Origin of the sequence: Dysgonomonas mossii DSM 22836 (assembly GCF_000213575.1) — a bacterium.
Classification (GTDB): domain Bacteria; phylum Bacteroidota; class Bacteroidia; order Bacteroidales; family Dysgonomonadaceae; genus Dysgonomonas; species Dysgonomonas mossii.
Window position 1 is genome coordinate 62,962 of sequence record NZ_GL892006.1, and the last position, 19,241, is coordinate 82,202.

Below are 19,241 nucleotides of genomic sequence, written 5' to 3' on the forward strand. Positions count from 1 at the left end.
TGCCTAGGCAACTATAAAAAGTGAAATTAAATAATAATTTCTTAATATTATAAATTACCTTTGTGATAATAACAAATAAAAAAGGAAGTCCAAATGAATTATTATCATCTGTCTATATTGGTACATCGTCAGGCTATCAGGTATGGTAAGAGAACAGCTCTGAAATATAGAAACCCGTACGAAAAAAAATGGAAGAATATTTCATGGAATAAGTTTTCCGACAATGTAATGAAAACAGCCTGGGCTATGGCTGAAATGGGTGTAGAAGAAGGCTCAAGGATCGCTGTGTATTCTCAGAATATGCCGCAATATCTTTTTGCGGATTTCGGTACTTTTGCCAACCGCTGTATTTCAGTACCTATCTATGCAACATCATCACCGTCGCAAGTAGAATATATAGTAAAGGATGCCAGTATACAATTACTGTTCGCCGGAGAGCAGTTCCAATATAATAATGCATTTAAAGTGCAACAAAATTCGCCTGCATTAAAGAAAATTGTTGTATTCGATAATAATGTGAAATTCCATCCCGATGATAAGACTTCTGTCTATTTTGATGATTTTATTGCCACCGGTGAAAATTCACACACAGAGGTTATCGTGCGAGTACGCCTTAAATCGAGGAGAGAAGATGATATAGCTTGTATTATATATACTTCGGGTACAACCGGCGAACCGAAAGGAGTAGTATTACCACATTCCTGTTTCTCTCAGGTCTTCCGTATTCACGACATGCGTCTGCCTATGACTTCGAATAAAGACTTGTCGATGAATTTCCTTCCGTTAGCACATATTTTTGAACGGGCATGGACGTATTATACTATCCATAAGGGAATGACCATTGCTATTAATCAAGACGCAAAGGAAATACAAAAATCAATAAAGCAGGTTCATCCCACTATCATGTGTAGTGTTCCCCGATTCTGGGAAAAAGTGTATGCAGGTGTTCACGAAAAAATATCGAGCTCCAAAGGTCTGATGAAATGGCTATATACCGATGCCATCAAGACAGGTAAAAGATATAATCTGGACTTTAAAAATAAAAATCTACGAGCACCACTTGGTACTCGTATAAAGTTTGCTTTATATAACAATACTATATTTTTTGTCCTTAAGCTGGTTATCGGTATTGAGAAGGGAAACATATTCCCATGTGCAGGAGCTCCATTGTCTGACTCGATAATTGAGTTTTTACACTCGGTAAATATTCCAATAATTGTAGGTTACGGTCTCACAGAAACAACGGCTACCGTAAGCTTCTATCCTGACAAAGAATTTGTTATTGGGTCTATTGGCAGCGTAATGCCTGAAGTTGAGGTGAAGATTGATGAAACGAACAACGAGATTCTTGTAAAAGGAAAAACGGTGATGCGTGAATACTACAACAAACCAGAGGAAACAGCTAAAGTTTTCACCGAAGACGGCTTCTTCCGTACAGGAGATGCTGGGAAAATGGAAAATGGAGTGTTGTACATTACCGAACGCATCAAAGACCTGTTTAAGACAGCTAACGGAAAATATATCGCACCTCAGGCTATAGAGACACGGGTAGCCGAAGACAAGTTTATCGATATGATTGCGGTTATAGCCGACGAGCGTAAATTTGTGAGTGCACTTATTGTTCCAGACTATAAAGCACTGGAAGAGTATGCAAATGAGCACCAAATAAAATATGACAAAGTAGAGGACTTGTTTTCTAATGTAGACATCCTCCGTATGCTAGACGGACGAATAGAACTCTTACAAGCTCATTTTGCTCCATACGAAAAGATAAAAAAATACAGGCTACTGGCCGAGCCATTTACGATGGAAGGTGGTGAATTGACCAATACGCTAAAAATAAAACGTAAATTTGTAGCAGAAAAGTATAAGGATATTATCGACAAAATGTATAAAGAATAATATTAGCTAATAACTAATCAATCCTTTCGAATAGCTTAAAATTACGTAATGGCCGGAATTTATATTCATGTTCCTTTTTGTAAGACAAGGTGCATATATTGTGACTTCTACACACGCACAGATATGTCTCCGAAGTATGACTATGTTTCGGCTCTTTGTGAAGAGATAAAGCTACGTAAAAACTACATTGGAGACGAAGATGTAAAGACCGTATATTTTGGAGGAGGTACTCCATCTCAGTTATCTGAGAGTGACTTCCTCCGCATATTTGAAACTTTACACCATGAATTCAGGATAGCTCCCGATGCTGAGATAACAATGGAAGCTAATCCTGATGATCTCTCAGCTCATTATTTAGCAACCCTCAAAGAAAAATTACCGTTCAATCGCCTGAGCATAGGAATTCAAAGTTTTGACGATGAAGAGCTCAAATTCTTGAAGCGCAGGCATTCTGCCGATAAAGCAAAAGAAGCTGTCAGGATGTGCCAATCGCTAGGCTATAACAATATCAGCATAGACCTAATGTATGGTTTACCCAACCAGACAATGCAGATATGGGAAAGAAACCTCGAAGAAGCAATAGCTCTCGATGTACAGCATATTTCATCTTATCATTTGATCTATGAACAGGGCACAAGACTCTATCGTCTATTCAAAATGGGAGATGTAAATCCTGTTGACGAAGATCTGAGTGTAGATATGTTTTCACGAATGATAGAAAAACTTACCGCTGCGGGGTTTGATCATTATGAGATCTCTAATTTTGCCCGCCACGGATTATACTCAAAGCATAACAGCTCCTATTGGCTTGGGAAAAAGTATCTGGGACTAGGTCCTGCTGCACACTCTTATGATGGGCAAAACCGCTCGTGGAACGTTGCCTCTATATCAAAGTATATAGAAGGGATAAGGACTGAAAATCCAAATCTGGAAATTGAGGCATTAGATGAAAACACAAAATACAACGATTTTATTTTAACAGGTATGCGTACCAAATGGGGAGTAAACCTGTCTGAACTCGAATCCCTTTTTGGCACTAAAATGAAAGCATTCTGCTTGAAAAACGCACGAAAATATCTCGATCAAGGTTTCTTAACCGAAAAGGATAATATCTTAAAATTAACCCGACAAGGAATCTTTATATCTGATGGTATAATGAGTGACCTGATGTGGGTATAATTCAGAGTTTCTACAAAGGTTTTATCTAGCGGTAACATTTAAGAAGATTAAATCAACCCTCTTGATTTGAATTCAAGATATTTATTTATAGAATTGATAGTAAGGTTTTCTGGTTTTGAGAGAATCGTATGAATTCCATATCTATTGAGTTCTTTTACAATCAGGTATTTGTCATTCCATAGCTTTTCCGCCATTCCTTTCCTGAATATATCTTCCAATCCCGCAGGAGAAGACTCCAACACCTCGTTGAATTCAGAATTCAAGAAAAATGCAACCAGCACCAAATGATCTTTGGCCATGTGGCTGAGATATTTCAACTGGCGACGCATTCCATTTACAGTCTCAAAGTTTGTAAACAAAACAATCAGACTGCGTTGCGACAATTTACGGCGGACAGTAGCGTACAATCGCTCATAATCAGACTCTTTAAAATCTGTTTTCTGCGCATACAACGTTTCCAAAATCTTTACTCGTTGACGGCGTTGCCTATCTGCCGGAAGTATTTCATCTACATTCTTCGAGAAGGTTATCAGTCCGGCTTTATCACCCTTATTCAGTGCTGTGGTACTTACCATCAATGTGGTATTGATCGCATAATCCAACAGCGTCAACCCGTTGAATGGCATTTTCATCGTACGCCCTTTGTCGATCAAGCAATATACAGGTTGTGATTTCTCTTCCTGATAGGTATTTACCATCAGCTGGCTCATACGAGCAGTTGCCTTATAATTAATTGTACGAGGGTCGTCACCCAATACATAATGTTTGATATGATCAAATTCGGTAGCATGCCCTATGCGTCGTATTTTCTTAATACCATAGTCTGTAAGGCGATGCGATGCTGCCAATAATTCATACTTGTGCATCTCGAGGAAAGACGGATATACGGCAACATCTTTATTTTCGTCAAATATATAACGTCGTGTAACAAGCCCCAAGAGTCCCGCCACATAAACGTTTATTGCTCCGAATTGATACACTCCCCTTTCGGTGGGACGAAGATCGTAGTACAAAACTTCCGATTTGCGTACACCTATCGAAGTACTAAAGGTCAGATCTCTTTTTTGAAACTGAAAAGGTACTTCTTCTATAATTTTGATTGCAACCCTGAATGGGTATTTATTGGATACGGAAAGTGAGATTGTATTTACATCACCGTTCGATAACCTTTCGGGACAATTACGGAAAGCGTCTATCCCTCTTTTCTGTCGATAAAGAGAAAATGTATCCAACAATAAGAATACAGCCAATACGCTTATCACCACAGTCATGATGAAAAGTGAGGCCTCGAAAATATAAGATACGAAGTATCCCAACACACACAAAGCCAGTGTGAAGAAAAAACGGTTTGAGAGATAGAAACTCTTAAAAAGCCATTTTATCGGGGAACTTCCACTTTGTCTATCAGTTGACATATAATTGTATCGGTAGATGTACCGTCCATTTCTTTTTCGGGTGTTAATAAAATCCTGTGTCTAAGTACAGGCACAGCAACTTCCTTGATATCGTCAGGCGTAATAAAATCGCGTCCTCGAATTGCTGCCAAAGCTTTTGAAGCGTTCAGTATTGCAAGCGATGCACGAGGCGAAGCCCCAAGCGTTATCCATGGGCTCTGACGTGTAGCAGATACAATCTGAGCGATATATTCTAATAGTTGATGTTCAACCAGCACTTTATCTACTGCTGAGCGCAAAGACTTCAGTTTCTCTGCTGTTAAGACCGGACGAATACCTATTTCAGGAGATAGTTCACCTCGGTTTTGCCTGTCCAAGATATTTATCTCATCTACAATATTCGGATAATCGACTACGATTTTGAACAAAAAGCGGTCTAATTGAGCTTCGGGCAAACGATATGTCCCCTCCTGCTCTATCGGGTTTTGAGTGGCCATTACAAGAAATGGATAGTTCATTTTATATGTTGTTCCATCATTTGTAACCTGACGTTCTTCCATCACCTCGAAGAGTGCAGCCTGAGTCTTTGCCGGAGATCGGTTTATTTCATCAATCAGCACAATATTAGAAAAGATAGGCCCTTTCTTAAACTCAAACTTGGCAGACCCCGGCAAAAAGATGCTTGTCCCCAATACGTCCGAAGGCATAAGATCCGGCGTGAACTGTATACGGCTGAAAGCAACATCGATAGTCTTTGCCAGAAGTTTTGCAGATAAAGTTTTAGCAACACCGGGAACCCCTTCTACCAATACATGACCATTTGCCAAGATAGCAATTATCATTTGCTCTATCAACTGATGCTGTCCAACAACAACACGTCCAATTTCGTTTTTTATCTCCTGAACACTTTGGCTCAATTCGGAAAAATCTATCCTTGATTGAAATTCTAAATCCGACATATATTTTATTTTATTTGTTTTTTACCTTTCTATAAAATTCTTCCAACAGACTATTATATTGCAAGAATATATCGTTTGACGCATGAGGCAATATAATTATATCGTTATATAAATTAAATAGATTACTCAATTTGTCTCTCTCAACACCTGATTTCGCACTCAGCACATCCAAAAAGTCATCATTAATTTTCTCTGTCGACATGTAGTAATTCTTCCTTATATAGTCAAGGAAGTATGCATGTCGCTTTTCGGCAATGGTTTTAAAGTCTTTTTTGCGATAATACAAGTTGCTGATTGTACCTAGAAACTCTAACGAAGAGTTTATATGCGGTCTGATGACAGGTATAATCCGTTGAGTACGTTTCGCCCTAAAGATAACAAAGAGCAGCAAACCGCCGAGTATAAGATATAGTGCAATACGTAACAAAGGATTAGACAACATCGCTTTGAATATACTACTATTCGCATCAGTACCACCTTGCTTTTGATATTCGTCCCAAATAACTTTACTATTCTGTGGTAAAAAAGATAAACATCTGAAAGCAAAATCATATTTGTTTAGTTGTAGTAGATTGACATTAACAAAAGCAGAAGGAATTGTATGCAAATAGAAATGCCCTTTTCCATATTGTACTTCTATGAACACTGTATCTTTTTTGTTATTAAAGGCCAATGGACGTGACACCAATTTGCAACTATCTGTGTTAAGCCTTGTTTCACCAGTTATACCTGCAAAGTTATATTTCTGATGCGGAGAATCTATTAAATAATAAGCTGTATCTGCTTCAAAATATCTATGTTTTGTCTTTATACCTAAAGTATCCATCAGGCTCGAAGAAAAGCTTTCTGCCGAGATGAACACATTATTTCCCAAACCAACAAAATCGAGTAAATATTGCATATCTACTTTATCGAGTGTAAACTTGGTATTGATAAATATATATGCTGTAGTATCTATTTCTGCATCAAGACTTTTATACCATTCAGTAGGGTCAAAGTTCAGTTCCTCAAATCCTTGCTCAAGTACTGTATCGACTACCAGGTCGGTATTTACTTGAGTTGTATCAGACTCTTCAGTATAGTCATATTCATCGTCAGAGTCTTCATAATAACCTGAACCATACGAATCATAAGATTTGTCGTAGGAGAAGTATTCTTCCATGCTTTCTTTCAGGTTATTATATATTGGTGTGCGTGTAGATCGTATATTCTTTTTGTGAAAAATATCCCCAAGTAGCTCGTATGCAATGTATGTTCCGTATGGAGATGTCTTGGTATTTATAAATGTAGGTCTCCAATCTACAGGCTTAGGAGCTTTGGTTCGGGCATACGACAAACCAATCAATAAAAGGATAATCACCCCGATCAGAATTATTAGTTTCTTATCTTTCATGGTTTATCATTTTATTTAGGTCGCCCATACGAGAATCTACTTCAGTGAATTTACTCTCATCCAACTCGAATTCACCATACCATACATAATCAAAGATTAATGTAGTTTCAAGAAATTTGGAGCGCAACAAGGGATCCTGTATCTCGTACTGATAACTATAGTTGGTCTTATGGCTACTCCATTCTATAATGTCCTTATCAGACATTTGTTTCAGATTTTTCAGATATAAAAAACGGACAGCCAGGCGGTAATTTTTGTTTTTCAATGCATTAGATATTAATGCATCAAAATTCATTTCATGTACATTTTCTGTATAGATATCGATATCCGACTTATCTAGTTCTTTCTTACCCAATAATGTTCTGTAATCTACTCCGATAAGTTTTAAGACAATCAAGCATATTACAACCACTATAATAAGTAACACTACAATGCTCAGCATTCCTGATTTAGCGACCGCACCAAATAAATTATTGATAAAGTTATTGATTGCCAGCAATATCCGATCCCACCACGATAGACCCCTTTCTTCTTTTTTATACTGAAATCGCGCATCTTTTTTATATTCCTCTATCTTACTTTTATCGGGTATGCGGATGTTTACTTTTTCTTGAATGTGTACAGGCCTTGTTGTTGCAATAGAATCTGACTGACCAAAAAGATTTATGCACATACAAACCAAGAGCATTAATAAAATGCTCTTGAATATGTATATATTTTTATTTGTATTTACCACCCTAAGGGATATGTTGAAATATTAGTATTAATATTGAATCGGTTGGTCTTCTTCTTTATTTACACCAATCATATCTATTTCGTCTGTAACACCAATACCATCCAATTGGCTTCTATAACTAAAGTACATAACACCCAATACTATTATTAGTATAGGGCTCAACAACATGCGAGCTGTGTAACTCAAAGAGTATGTAAGGTATATATATATTTCGCTGGTAAGAAAATCTATTCCTAATAGATTACCGATCATCGTGCCATATACCGGAAGTGTAAACACAAAACCAATAACACTGGCTATAATAGAAAAAATGGTTATTAATCCGGAAGATATCCACCAATGATGACGAACAAGCTCAATACTACGCTGAAAAGTTTCTACCAGCCCCTTCCTTTCTATGATATATGTATAAAAATACAGTGAAAGGTATACCGAAATAATCAACCCGGGAATCAAACACAATATCCAACCTGCAGAAATCAGAATACCATAAATGATAGAATAACCGAACAAAGGAAGTGCTACTTGCTTCACTTTTGTCCAAACATCCTTACTATCTACCGTGCCATCTTTCGATTCGGCATATAATGCCATATAACACACAGGATAAAGGGACATTAAATATCCTGCTACCATCATAATAAATATACCAAGAAAAAATCGCCAATCAAATATAGATCGAAAAATTGCAAATGGATCGTCTTCATATTCTCCAATAGAAGTCATGCCCATATTCGAAAAAGAGAATAAATTCATAAGAAGATATGTAGCAATAAGTGTAATAGGTATAAATACCAATATACCCTTTAAGATTGCTCCATAATTTTGCTTAATGAATGCAATTGAAGTATCAAAAATACCGCTAAAGTCACGGCTTTGATATAACCTGATCTTTTGTTGTTGTTTCATTTGTTTTTTTATTGATGTAATAAGGATAATAGATAAAATACCATATAATAAATAAGGCTGACAAGCCAATTATTGTCAGATTAAAGTAAACCGGCATTTCGGTCAAACGAGTCAGATAACTCTCGATAAAAGCCGCTACAATAAAAACGGGGATCAGTGCAACAACTATTTTCACAGCATCTTTTGCACCTCTCTGTAATGACACTATGCGTTTGTATGTACCGGGAAATAAAATACTATTACCCAATATAAGCCCCGCACCTCCGGCTATTACGATTGCTGATATTTCTAATGTCCCATGCAACCAAATGGATATAACCGAAGTAAACAACAAACCTTTCTTAAAGAAAAAGTATTGAAAAACACCGAGCATTACACCATTGGAGAATAAGATATAGACTGTACCCATAGAAAATAAAACACCACCGATGAATGCATAAAACGCTACTCTAATATTATTGGTTGCTATACCGAAAAACATGGGAGCCTCATCCGAGCTTTTATATATAGCCATCGGATCGCCGCTTTCTATATTCTCGAGAGTTTGATTTACATATCCGGGAGTTAATATCTGACTGGCAAAAGCAGATTCCTGTTCTAAAGAAAATATTCCAAGTAAAACACCGGCAAACATAGTCAGAAAAGAATAAAGCATATGTCTGCGATATTTGTACATGATCAAAGGTATTTCTTCTTTCCAAAAACGGAAAAAGCGTCCTTTCTCTTTTTTCTTATACTGATATATATTGATAAAATAGCGTCCTGTAAGTTGATTTAGATATTTTACTGTTTGCGACCGCGGGTAAAACGTACGCGCATAAGATAAATCATCCGTGAGTTCAATGAAATTATCCGCTAATATTTCAGCCGGAATATCTTTTTCCTTGGTCTGGATATCTATTTCTTGCCACTTATCTCTATTTTGCTTGACAAATGCGGCCTCTCTCATCAAAAACTACAAGTTTGCATTTATAATATATTGTTTCAGCACAAATATAGCTCTTTGGTTAAAAAGAATGAAAAATTTGTACCATATAATCATACAAAAAACATAAATTTGTTCTTTATTTTTTAGTGTTTATGATAATAGAAGTACAAACAACCCAAAACGTAACAATAGACTACGAAACAGCCGGTGTCGGATACAGACTTTTAGCTTATATTCTCGACTGGGTTGTAATTTTAATTTGGTATTTAGGTTGGATTGGAATTATATCTCTTTTCTCCCAGGCCGGATTATGGAGTGCGTTTGATGGAAACACTGCCATGATATTTATAATTATAATAATGGCTTCCCCTGTACTTTTCTATGACCTCTTATTCGAAACATTAAATAAAGGACAAAGCATTGGCAAAATGATCGTAAAAATACGAGTTGTGAATGTCGATGGGACTGTTCCATCCGGAAGTTCTTATCTGTTAAGGTGGTTATTCCGGTTAGTTGATTTTACGTTTACAGAGGGTTTTCTGGCTATCATAATGATTGCTGTTACAAAAAAGTCGCAACGATTGGGTGATTATTTGGCAGGAACAACAGTCATAGACCTCAGATTGAATGCACGAAACAAAGAGTTAAAGCTTTCTGATCTTGATTTTCATGAAGACTATAAAGTTACCTATAAAGATGTTCTTGACAAGTTATCCGACAGAGACATTCAAACGATTACTTCTATCATAGATGACCAGCGCATGCAATACAACGAATACTTTAACCAGCGTTTGGCAGACAGAATAAAATCGATTACAGGCTATGACTATGATGGCCCTGACAGAATTTTTCTTCGAAAAGTAGTGACCGACTACAATTATTTAGCGGTACAAGAAGTATAAGTAATTATCAGGTAATATTAAGTTCAAGAGTCTCCCCTTCTTTTATACGCTTTAGGTGACAAAACAACAATTCACCATTTTCATCCCGTAAGTGCATACCGTTTCCTTCGCAATAACGAAAATATTTACAGTCTTTACATTCGCCCTGCCTCATCCATTTACGGTCTCGAAATGGCTGGTAACGATTCGACCATATATCCCAAAAGCTGTCTTTATATATATTTCCCTGAGTAAAATTTGACCGCAGATTAGGACATGCCGAGATAGAACCATCTACAAGTACCGATGCAATGTTGATCCCTGCATGACAAAAATAAAAATGATCTCGGATCTCAGTTTCATAATTGCCCACGAATCCTTCGCAACCATAACTGAGGTTTATAAGACCTTCTTTACGAGTGTGTTTTATAAATTCAAATAATTGCTTAAACTGAACCGGGGATAATTGTAGTTCCTTATGATCGGCAGCTCTTCCGATAGGAAACACTGTAAAAATACGCCATGATTTAACGCCGGTATCGATGAGAAGCTTTTTCAAGTCATTGAGCTGAGAAAATGTATCAGCCGTAACACAAGTAACAACATCAAATACAATATCTTTAGTTTGCGTCAGCATCGAAATAGCATTAAATGCCATACGAAAGCTATTCTTATTTCCACGCATTATATTATGCCTATCCTCAAGCCCATCGAGACTTATTGTCACCGAACGTAAACCGGCATCAAGAAGGCTTGTCAATCTTTTTTCGGATAAAAATAGCCCATTGGACACCATTCCCCACGGATATTCCCTTTTGTATAATTCCTGCCCACAGACTTCAAGATCATTACGCATCAATGGCTCACCACCTGTTATAACAATCATTGTATCATGCGGATTCACATGAGGGGTAACTTCATCTACCACACGTAGGAAGTCTTCCAAAGGCATATCTTTTTGCTTCATGTCTTTGTGACAATCACTGCCACAATGCTTACATGCCAAATTGCATCGCAAGGTACATTCCCAAATCAGATAGTTTAATTTATGTAGAGAGGTCTGATTCTTTTTATGCTGGCGAAACAGTTCTAAACCTAAACGCTTTCGGAAGGAAATGTCGTCTACACTCATTATTTTTCAGGATTAGATGAGTTAAGCTTTACAGTACCCAAATCCTTTGTCGTTTCGCCGGCATACCAACCACCGCTACCATTGGTAAAACTCGGATTATCAAACCTTACAGTATCTATCACTGTTTCCAATAATCCGTTTTTATCCCCATCAATATCTTCATATTTTATAACAAACTTCTGACTAGTCGGAAAGTCTTTAATCAATACTCTAAATAAACCTCTCGCATCGGTATTCACACTGTCTACATAGTATGCTTTTTTACTGTTAGAGCTATAATAATTAACTACTCCTAAAGCAACTTTCAGTCCCGAAACTTCTTTATCGCCGTTTTCTACCTTCCCTTTCACAATGAACTTAGCAGATGGAGTTCCATACTCATCTTTAGGATCAACTGTTGAGCATGATTGAAAACCTAGAAAAACAAGGACAAATGATAAAATCCTTGAGTATACAGAAAGAAGCTTAATTTTCATAAGTATATGTTTTAATAAGTATAGATTAAGTTATCTATAATTATGATGCATATAATACACAGAAAGTTGCATGAATAATTATTTCTTTGCAGATGGCTTAGCTTTTACCTTCGCACTTACCTTCGGTTTTGCTACAGGCCTCGCACTCTCAACTTTAGGCTCAGCCTTTGATTTAGTTGCTACACTCTTAGGTTTCTCTGTTGCCTTGGGTTTTATCGTTGTAGCTTTTGGTTTAGGCTTTAACTGAGTTTCCAGCTTTTCAATTTTGTCTTCCAGCTCTTCTATTTCATTTGCCTGATTGTGAATGGTAGTAAGCAATGCATTAAGCTCCTCATTATCAATAGAACTAGGAAATTCGGCTTCTACCCTTTCCTTGAAGTCGCTCAATACATTCATATAAGTATTAAATGCTTCGTATGGAGATGAATAAGGACTAAATGGCAACGCATTCTTTGTTCCCATATAATAAAAATGATCACTCGATTGCAAGTATATCCAGTCTTGTAATATCCGTCTCGATTGACTTAGGCGAACACGTTCCGCTATTTCATATAACTTATTGAATGCCTCTTCTTGCAATGTATTACCCAACCATGCCGAAACATCTTTTTCTTCACCTACCCATGATATAGGATGCATAGACGAAATAGAATCAACAGGCTTCATCGTCTTAAATATTTCTGATGGCGTAGCAAATCCAATGTTATTCTCAGCAGCGAAACGAGGCAAAACTCTCATAAATTCGAATATACCCGAGCTTTTCTTTTGAAAATTGCCCAATGCTTCATAATTCATAAACAGATTGATAACCTGCTCTTCTTTTGGTGTATTAGCAACCCAGGAAATAAACTTATCGGCAGTAAGCGGATACTCATTCCAGCTATAGTTCGAAAAACGAGTTGCAATATCGTCACTGAATTTTGAATTACGTAGCAGCAACTTCAGTTTTGGCTCTTCTGCTGCTTGATAAAGATAATTAGGACTTTTCCATCCGAGTGTTCGCTTAGCACCTTCAGTCAATATTCCTGTATAGCCCATTTCATAGACTAAGTGTCCAATTTCGTCAGAATATATTAACTCTGTGTTGCGAAATACCTTTGGACGTTGCCCGAACAAGCTTTCTATCTTATTGCTATGCTCATTTACTTGCTTCTTGAACTCTTCAGGGTCTACCAAAGAAGCAAGAGAATGTCCTTGTGTTTCGGTCAAAAACTCAACACAACCTGTATCTGCCAACTCTTTAAACCCGTCAATAACCTCAGGAGCATATATTTCCATCTGATCTAAAGCCACGCCCGAAATAGAGAATGCAACCTTAAATTTGCCTTCGTATTCTTTTATCATTTCAAGCACCAACCTGTTGGCAGGTATAAAAGAAACCTCAGCCACCTGTTGCATAAAATCCTCATTGGCAAAGTCATCATAATAGTAATGATCACCGCCAATGTTGAAAAATCGATAGCGCTTTAGCCTGTGAGGCTGATGTATTTGGAAATAGAAACATATATTTTTCATAATGTATTTTGTTTTTTTATTATCGACATAGATTGTTATAAATATCCCTTACCTTTTGTCCGGCATATTCCCATTTTATACTATCCACCTCTTCTTTGCCTTCTCTGCTCAGGAATTCAGACATGGCATCGTATGTACAAATAGAATATATAGCATCAGCCATAGCCTCAACATCCCAATAGTCAATCTTCACTGCTTTATCTAAGATTTCGGCACAGCCGGATTGTTTTGATATAATAGTAGGAATACTGCACTGCATAGCTTCTAGTGGCGAAATACCAAATGGTTCCGAAACCGAAGGCATTACATATACATCGCTCCGCTTGAGCATTTCATATACTTGTTTTCCTTTTAGGAATCCTGTAAAATGAAATTTATCCGATATCCCTCTTTCGGCTACAAGATAGATCATACGCTCCATCATATCGCCGCTTCCAGCCATTACGAAACGTATATGCTTAGCCTTTTCTAGTACACGAGCGGCAGCTTCCACAAAATACTCAGGGCCTTTCTGCATCGTGATACGCCCCAAGAAAGTTACAACTTTATCTTTCCCTTTTTGAGGCTCTATAGCGACAATCTCGGCACTTAATGGTTCTACTGCATTGTGCACAGTAGTCACCTTTGCAGGGTCTTGATGATATTTTTCAATTACTGTTCGCCGGGTCAGTTCACTCACACAGATAATATGGTCTGCGTAGTCCATCCCGTTTTTTTCCATTTGATAAACCTGCGGATTTACCTTGCCTCGGCTACGATCAAAGTCTGTAGCATGCACATGTATAACCAAAGGTTTTCCCAAAACATTTTTGGCATGTATTCCTGCGGGATAAGTCAACCAATCATGTGAGTGTATTATATCATAATTATGAGTGCGAGCAATCACTCCTGCCACAATAGAATAATTATTTATCTCCTCGAGCAAATTGTCGGGATAACGTCCCGAGAACTCGATACAACCCAAATCATTTGTATGCAGATAATTAAAATCGCCATAAATATGGTCGCGCAGATTATAATATTCCTGAGGATCCATATATTTCGACAGACGCTCACTCACGTAGTCCCAGTAAACCTCACGCCAGGCTACAGGGGTATTGCATGCTCCTATTATTTTCAGAAAACTCTGGTCTTCATCTCCCCAGGGTTTAGGTATAACAAATGTGATTTCCATATCAGGCTGCAAAGACATCCCTTTTGTCAATCCATAACTGGCTGTTCCAAGCCCGCCTAATATGTGGGGAGGAAACTCCCATCCAAACATTAATGCTTTCATATATTTTAGTTCGAAACTATTCTGTAAATTTAAAAATCTAAATCATATTGCATAAAGAGCTATTCTTTATCATTCAATATTCATCTCCAAACATTTTCTGTACATTGAGAGCAGTTATTATTCCGGCAACATTTATGGCATAAGAGATTTGTCCATGTCCGAAATAAGGGATACTGCCATCATATACAGAAGATAAAGAACCTATGCCATCGTTAGACATTTCGTCCTCAACACCAATCAAAAGACGGTCGAGAAAAGACAATCCACTCTGCTGAAATATTTTAAGGTAAGCTTCCTGATATGCCCGCAGCAGCCACGGCCATGCCGCACCATTAAAAGCACTGTAGAGGCGGTCATACAATGAGCCTTCGCATCTTGGACGAAAACCAATACTCTTCGGACTCAAGGAACGAATGCCTTTAGGTGTAAGCAATTCTTTAGTTACTATATCAATTATACTTTTACTTTGTCGCTTATCTAGCAATGGGTAATCGACAGCGATAGCCAATAACATATTGGGTCTGACACTCCAATCGACGAAATTACCCACAACATAATCGTACAAATAGCCTCCATCGTTAAGAAAGACTTCCAAAAACGATGTTTTTGTAATCTCAGCTAATAGAGCCATCTTTCTTTCCAGCTTCGGATTATCTTGATTGCGTGCTATTTCTTCATTAAACTTGAGTGCATTATACCAGAATGCATTAACCTCAACCAAACAACCTGTACGAGGAGTTAAATAATGTCCATCCGAAATCTTATTATGCATCCAACTCGGATAACCAACTTTATTGTCTACAGTAAGCAACCCATTCGTTAATGGTTTCAAGTTCGGGTGATTGCCTTCTTGTATAAAGCTTACGATCTGACTAACCAGACTAGCATATTTCAAATAAAAACGCTCAGAATCGCACATCTGAAACTTTTTAAGAGCACGTATCACCCATAAAAGAACATCTGCATCGCCTATATCCTTCAGGAATCCGGTAATAGGTTTTCCCTCCATAAATTGCTGAATTGTAGGAATAGCAGTATCAACAATCTCTTCAAAAGCATCTTTCTTGCCAACCCCTAGTGTAAGTCCTTCCAAAGCCATAAATTGCTCTCGGGTCTTAACCTCACCCCAAGGATAACCATTCAGTAAATATAGTTCATCTTTGGTGGGACGATAATAAAACTGATGTGCTGAATTTTTCAGACAGTTATAGAAAGAAGAGCGAGGGGTACGCTCTTTTATACCTTTTTCAAACGAAGAAACCAGTTTATTCGTATCTACGTGAATATCACTAGCCGAGAATATAACTGACTCACCTTTCTGTATAGGTAATTCAAAATATCCGGGCACATACAAATCTTCTTTGTATGGTAATCCGTGATTCATATCCTGCATATATTCCACACCTTTATACCAGTTTGGCTCGAAGACGAAATTTACAGGCTTATTAAACTGCATAAACAAATCGGGATAGCCGGTATACATACACATACTTATGCCATTTTCCACTTCCTTATATCCAAGATCTGCTATCGAATTCTCTTCCGTCAATTCGTTCACATCCCTAAATGCTAAGAATGGCTTGAAACGCATTGTTGTAGGCGAATGAGCATCTATCAGCGTATATCTGATAAAGATGGAATTATCCTCTAAAGAAAACATCTTCTCTTTAGATAAAATCACCCCCCCTACTCTATATATAGTTCGCGGCAACGAGTCGCAATCAAATTCTCGTATATATTTATGCCCCATCGGGCTATAATTATTTCCATCATATTTGTGTATCCCCAGATTGAAATCCGCACCATGCTGTATTACGGTTTCATCTAAGGATGATAGTAATACATGATTTGTATCACCCAAGCGGGGTACAGGAAGAACGAGTAGTCCGTGTTGCTTTCGTGTGTTACACTCTACTAATGTTGTACAGTGATATGCTCCCCTCCGGTTTGTTCTCAAAATCTCACGATAAAGCGAGTATTCGAGGTTAACCATCCGCGATTTATCAAATTTGAGGTAAGCATTGGTCTTTTTATAATTGTAATCCATAATGTTACTGATAGATTTTCGGTATTAATATGTCAACAAACAAGCTATATAAATTGAAACTCCTTTATACAACAAACTTTTTTGTTCTTAAAGATATGAAAAATGTTAACAAAAAGCGAAGCTTTAGGATATTTTATTAACATTACCTTATATACACTAATATTCAAATCAATAGACGTCTCTCTATTTAGAATAATTATATATAATAAACTCTTCCTTCTAAAACACACAAATAATTATCAATAAATACTTTATACGCAAATATTAACAAAGAGCACTTTAACTTATCTCAATAAAGTATATCTATTGATAAGTATTTTATATATTTGTACTCCGAAAAAAGGTAAAGTAAAAATTTTGAAATAAAAACAAGTATATGCTTTCATTTATTACCTGGGATGTAAACCCTGATGCTTTTGCTATATTGGGACGAGAAATACGATGGTATGGAATACTTTGGGCTACCGGAGTACTGCTAACAACTATTGTTGTGCAAAAAATGTACAAATCGGAAAAGCTGCCTGAGAAGTGGTTCGATTCGTTATTCATCTATGTTCTCACGGGCCTCATTATCGGAGCACGATTGGGGCATTGTTTATTTTACGACCCGGTATATTACCTAAGCAATCCGTTAAAGATGCTTATGGTATGGGAAGGAGGTTTATCGAGCCACGGGGGAGCGATAGGCATGACGGTTGGTATATGGCTATTTTCGCTCAGAGTTACCAAAAAAAGTATGATATGGGCTCTCGACCGGCTGATAGTAGGTGTTGCCATTGGCGCAACATGTATCCGACTTGGTAATTTAATGAATTCTGAAATATACGGAGGAATTACAACTCTTCCTTGGGGTTTCAATTTTGTACGCGACCCGCATTGGCATTTCCCAATAGCTGAAGGTGGCTCGAACGAACTGCCATGCCATCCGACACAAATTTATGAAGCATTGATTTACTTCGCTATATTCTGTGTGGGATTATATCTATTCTATAAAACAAATGCAAAAAACAAACAAGGTCTGATATTAGGAGTCTCTCTTATAGGGATCTTCCTTTCTAGATTTTGTATCGAATACATAAAAAATATACAGGAGCCATTTGAAGTTAATATGATAGCTACTTTCGGTATTAATATGGGACAATTGCTAAGTATCCCATTCGTACTATGGGGTATATGGCTAGTGTGGAATGCAACAAGAAAAAAAGCAACAATAGAAAGCAAAACAATAAAGAAGTAGAAGTAATTTCGTATGTTAAAACCAATTCCAATAGAAGATGACCTTTACTATATCGGAGTAAATGATCGCACTAAGAATCTTTTTGAAAACTTATGGCCACTCCCTAAAGGCGTATCTTATAATTCATACCTTCTTGTAGATGAAAAGACAGCTCTTTTTGATACAGTAGACGTATGTTATTCTGATATCTTTTTCCATAAACTGGAAATAGCCTTAAACGGAAAGTCTCTTGACTATGTAATCATCAATCACATGGAACCCGATCACTCTGGTTCTTTGGGATTGCTTAGAAACAGGTTCCCTAATGTACAGATCGTGGGCAACAAGCGTACGGCTGAGATGGTACAAGGATTTTATGGAATCACAGATGGAGTAAAAGTTATAGAAGACGGTGAAGAACTATCTTTGGGTAATAAACATAAGCTTATTTTCAATCTGACACCAATGGTACATTGGCCTGAAACAATGATGACATATGATACTTATCATAAAATCATATTCTCGGGTGATGCTTTTGGTACATTCGGAACTCTTGATGGTGGTATTACCGATGCACAACTACATCCTGAACGCTACTACGATGAGATGGTGCGTTATTATTCTAACGTTGTAGGCAAGTTTGGCTCTCCTGTACAAAAAGCACTTGAAAAGCTTAATACTCTCGAAATAAAATATATCTGTTCTACACATGGTCCGATATGGACTCTCGATGAGCAGATAAAAAAAGTAATCAGCATATACGACAAACTAAGCCGTTATGAAGGAGATGAAGGCGTTGTGATTGCTTATGGCAGTATGTATGGCAACACTGAGCAAATGGCTGAAACAGTAGCTTACGAACTGGCTCAACAAGGGATAAAAGAGGTTATATTACACAATGTATCGAAACGTTCACATTCATACATTATACGTGATATATTCAAATATAAAGGTTTGATCATCGGATCTCCTACATACAACAACAAACTCTTTCCTGAGGTAGAATATCTAATCTCGAAAATTGAGGGTCGTGATATGAAGAACCGTTATTTCGGATATTTCGGATCATTTACCTGGGCGGGAGCGGCAGTTAAGCGTTTGGCTCAATTTGCAAGCGACAGTAAATTTGAAGTCATAGGCTCGCCGGTAGAAATGAAGCAAGCTATGAACCTAAATACTTATGAAGACTGTGTTTCTCTGGGAAAGGCTATGGCCGACAGACTTAAACAAGACAGATAAGCTATTTGCCATTAAGTAGATATTATATAAAACAAAAGCCGTTCTTTGAAGAACGGCTT

General features: G+C 37.3%; 16 protein-coding genes. 5 read left to right on the forward strand and 11 right to left on the reverse strand.

All coding sequences use genetic code 11. The features are described from left to right. Positions 1-93: 93 nt before the first annotated feature. Entirely contained in the window at positions 94-1,902 is a 1,809-nt protein-coding gene (locus HMPREF9456_RS07170) for an AMP-dependent synthetase/ligase (protein WP_006842830.1), read from the forward strand. 48 nt (positions 1,903-1,950) lie between these two features. Beyond that, on the forward strand, positions 1,951-3,081 hold the full coding sequence (gene hemW, locus HMPREF9456_RS07175; RefSeq protein ID WP_006842831.1) for a radical SAM family heme chaperone HemW: 1,131 nt from the start codon (positions 1,951-1,953) through the stop codon (positions 3,079-3,081). A gap of 47 nt (positions 3,082-3,128) precedes the next feature. Here hemW and HMPREF9456_RS07180 read toward each other — a convergent pair whose 3' ends face one another. The 6 genes from HMPREF9456_RS07180 to HMPREF9456_RS07205 all read right to left on the reverse strand — a co-directional run bounded on the left by HMPREF9456_RS07180 (position 3,129) and on the right by HMPREF9456_RS07205 (position 9,421). Then, positions 3,129-4,496, reverse strand: a complete 1,368-nt coding sequence (locus tag HMPREF9456_RS07180) for a DUF58 domain-containing protein (protein ID WP_006842832.1) — start codon at positions 4,494-4,496, stop codon at positions 3,129-3,131. Further along, on the reverse strand, positions 4,460-5,434 hold the full coding sequence (locus HMPREF9456_RS07185) for an AAA family ATPase (protein WP_006842833.1): 975 nt from the start codon (positions 5,432-5,434) through the stop codon (positions 4,460-4,462). The genes HMPREF9456_RS07180 and HMPREF9456_RS07185 overlap by 37 nt, the downstream gene beginning before the upstream one ends. 10 nt (positions 5,435-5,444) lie before the next feature. After that, on the reverse strand, positions 5,445-6,827 hold the full coding sequence (locus tag HMPREF9456_RS07190; RefSeq protein ID WP_006842834.1) for a DUF4350 domain-containing protein: 1,383 nt from the start codon (positions 6,825-6,827) through the stop codon (positions 5,445-5,447). After that, positions 6,817-7,500 (reverse strand): hypothetical protein, encoded by a 684-nt coding sequence (locus tag HMPREF9456_RS07195; RefSeq protein ID WP_006842835.1) that lies wholly within the window; start codon positions 7,498-7,500, stop codon positions 6,817-6,819. Before HMPREF9456_RS07195 ends, HMPREF9456_RS07190 begins: the two co-directional genes overlap by 11 nt. 90 nt (positions 7,501-7,590) lie before the next feature. Continuing rightward, entirely contained in the window at positions 7,591-8,472 is an 882-nt protein-coding gene (locus HMPREF9456_RS07200; protein ID WP_006842836.1) for a hypothetical protein, read from the reverse strand. Beyond that, positions 8,432-9,421: a stage II sporulation protein M gene (locus HMPREF9456_RS07205; protein WP_006842837.1), complete on the reverse strand. Its 990-nt coding sequence runs from the start codon at positions 9,419-9,421 to the stop codon at positions 8,432-8,434. Before HMPREF9456_RS07205 ends, HMPREF9456_RS07200 begins: the two co-directional genes overlap by 41 nt. A gap of 131 nt (positions 9,422-9,552) precedes the next feature. On the opposite strand from HMPREF9456_RS07205, the gene HMPREF9456_RS07210 reads away from it, so the two are divergent. Next, complete coding sequence (locus HMPREF9456_RS07210) at positions 9,553-10,302, forward strand: RDD family protein (RefSeq protein ID WP_006842838.1); 750 nt, start codon at positions 9,553-9,555, stop codon at positions 10,300-10,302. Positions 10,303-10,309: 7 nt separating this feature from the next. On the opposite strand, the gene HMPREF9456_RS07215 is transcribed toward HMPREF9456_RS07210, so the two are convergent. The 5 genes from HMPREF9456_RS07215 to HMPREF9456_RS07235 all read right to left on the reverse strand — a co-directional run bounded on the left by HMPREF9456_RS07215 (position 10,310) and on the right by HMPREF9456_RS07235 (position 16,727). Continuing rightward, entirely contained in the window at positions 10,310-11,413 is a 1,104-nt protein-coding gene (locus HMPREF9456_RS07215) for a TIGR04133 family radical SAM/SPASM protein (RefSeq protein WP_006842839.1), read from the reverse strand. Next, positions 11,413-11,889, reverse strand: a complete 477-nt coding sequence (locus HMPREF9456_RS07220) for a radical SAM-associated putative lipoprotein (RefSeq protein ID WP_006842840.1) — start codon at positions 11,887-11,889, stop codon at positions 11,413-11,415. The genes HMPREF9456_RS07215 and HMPREF9456_RS07220 overlap by 1 nt, the downstream gene beginning before the upstream one ends. A gap of 78 nt (positions 11,890-11,967) precedes the next feature. Beyond that, entirely contained in the window at positions 11,968-13,404 is a 1,437-nt protein-coding gene (locus HMPREF9456_RS07225) for a glycoside hydrolase family 57 protein (RefSeq protein ID WP_006842841.1), read from the reverse strand. Between the two features lie 19 nt (positions 13,405-13,423). Further along, positions 13,424-14,680: a glycosyltransferase gene (locus HMPREF9456_RS07230; protein ID WP_018074846.1), complete on the reverse strand. Its 1,257-nt coding sequence runs from the start codon at positions 14,678-14,680 to the stop codon at positions 13,424-13,426. A gap of 73 nt (positions 14,681-14,753) precedes the next feature. Then, the gene (locus HMPREF9456_RS07235) at positions 14,754-16,727 is read right to left on the reverse strand and encodes a glycogen debranching enzyme N-terminal domain-containing protein (RefSeq protein ID WP_006842843.1); all 1,974 of its coding nucleotides are present in this window, start codon (positions 16,725-16,727) and stop codon (positions 14,754-14,756) included. 376 nt (positions 16,728-17,103) lie between these two features. Between HMPREF9456_RS07235 and lgt the strand changes: the two genes are divergently transcribed. Both lgt and HMPREF9456_RS07245 read left to right on the forward strand, forming a co-directional pair. After that, complete coding sequence (lgt, locus tag HMPREF9456_RS07240) at positions 17,104-17,964, forward strand: prolipoprotein diacylglyceryl transferase (RefSeq protein ID WP_006842844.1); 861 nt, start codon at positions 17,104-17,106, stop codon at positions 17,962-17,964. A 12-nt stretch (positions 17,965-17,976) separates the two neighbouring features. After that, on the forward strand, positions 17,977-19,182 hold the full coding sequence (locus tag HMPREF9456_RS07245; protein WP_006842845.1) for an FprA family A-type flavoprotein: 1,206 nt from the start codon (positions 17,977-17,979) through the stop codon (positions 19,180-19,182). Positions 19,183-19,241 lie beyond the last annotated feature (59 nt).

Bases quoted from the DNA above. Each gene is read 5' to 3' on its own strand.
- HMPREF9456_RS07170 (WP_006842830.1), top strand. From the start codon at position 94: ATGAATTATTATCATCTGTCTATATTGGTACATCGTCAGGCTATCAGG.
- hemW (WP_006842831.1), top strand. From the start codon at position 1,951: ATGGCCGGAATTTATATTCATGTTCCTTTTTGTAAGACAAGGTGCATA.
- HMPREF9456_RS07180 (WP_006842832.1), bottom strand. From the start codon at position 4,496: ATGTCAACTGATAGACAAAGTGGAAGTTCCCCGATAAAATGGCTTTTT.
- HMPREF9456_RS07185 (WP_006842833.1), bottom strand. From the start codon at position 5,434: ATGTCGGATTTAGAATTTCAATCAAGGATAGATTTTTCCGAATTGAGC.
- HMPREF9456_RS07190 (WP_006842834.1), bottom strand. From the start codon at position 6,827: ATGAAAGATAAGAAACTAATAATTCTGATCGGGGTGATTATCCTTTTA.
- HMPREF9456_RS07195 (WP_006842835.1), bottom strand. From the start codon at position 7,500: ATGTGCATAAATCTTTTTGGTCAGTCAGATTCTATTGCAACAACAAGG.
- HMPREF9456_RS07200 (WP_006842836.1), bottom strand. From the start codon at position 8,472: ATGAAACAACAACAAAAGATCAGGTTATATCAAAGCCGTGACTTTAGC.
- HMPREF9456_RS07205 (WP_006842837.1), bottom strand. From the start codon at position 9,421: ATGAGAGAGGCCGCATTTGTCAAGCAAAATAGAGATAAGTGGCAAGAA.
- HMPREF9456_RS07210 (WP_006842838.1), top strand. From the start codon at position 9,553: ATGATAATAGAAGTACAAACAACCCAAAACGTAACAATAGACTACGAA.
- HMPREF9456_RS07215 (WP_006842839.1), bottom strand. From the start codon at position 11,413: ATGAGTGTAGACGACATTTCCTTCCGAAAGCGTTTAGGTTTAGAACTG.
- HMPREF9456_RS07220 (WP_006842840.1), bottom strand. From the start codon at position 11,889: ATGAAAATTAAGCTTCTTTCTGTATACTCAAGGATTTTATCATTTGTC.
- HMPREF9456_RS07225 (WP_006842841.1), bottom strand. From the start codon at position 13,404: ATGAAAAATATATGTTTCTATTTCCAAATACATCAGCCTCACAGGCTA.
- HMPREF9456_RS07230 (WP_018074846.1), bottom strand. From the start codon at position 14,680: ATGAAAGCATTAATGTTTGGATGGGAGTTTCCTCCCCACATATTAGGC.
- HMPREF9456_RS07235 (WP_006842843.1), bottom strand. From the start codon at position 16,727: ATGGATTACAATTATAAAAAGACCAATGCTTACCTCAAATTTGATAAA.
- lgt (WP_006842844.1), top strand. From the start codon at position 17,104: ATGCTTTCATTTATTACCTGGGATGTAAACCCTGATGCTTTTGCTATA.
- HMPREF9456_RS07245 (WP_006842845.1), top strand. From the start codon at position 17,977: ATGTTAAAACCAATTCCAATAGAAGATGACCTTTACTATATCGGAGTA.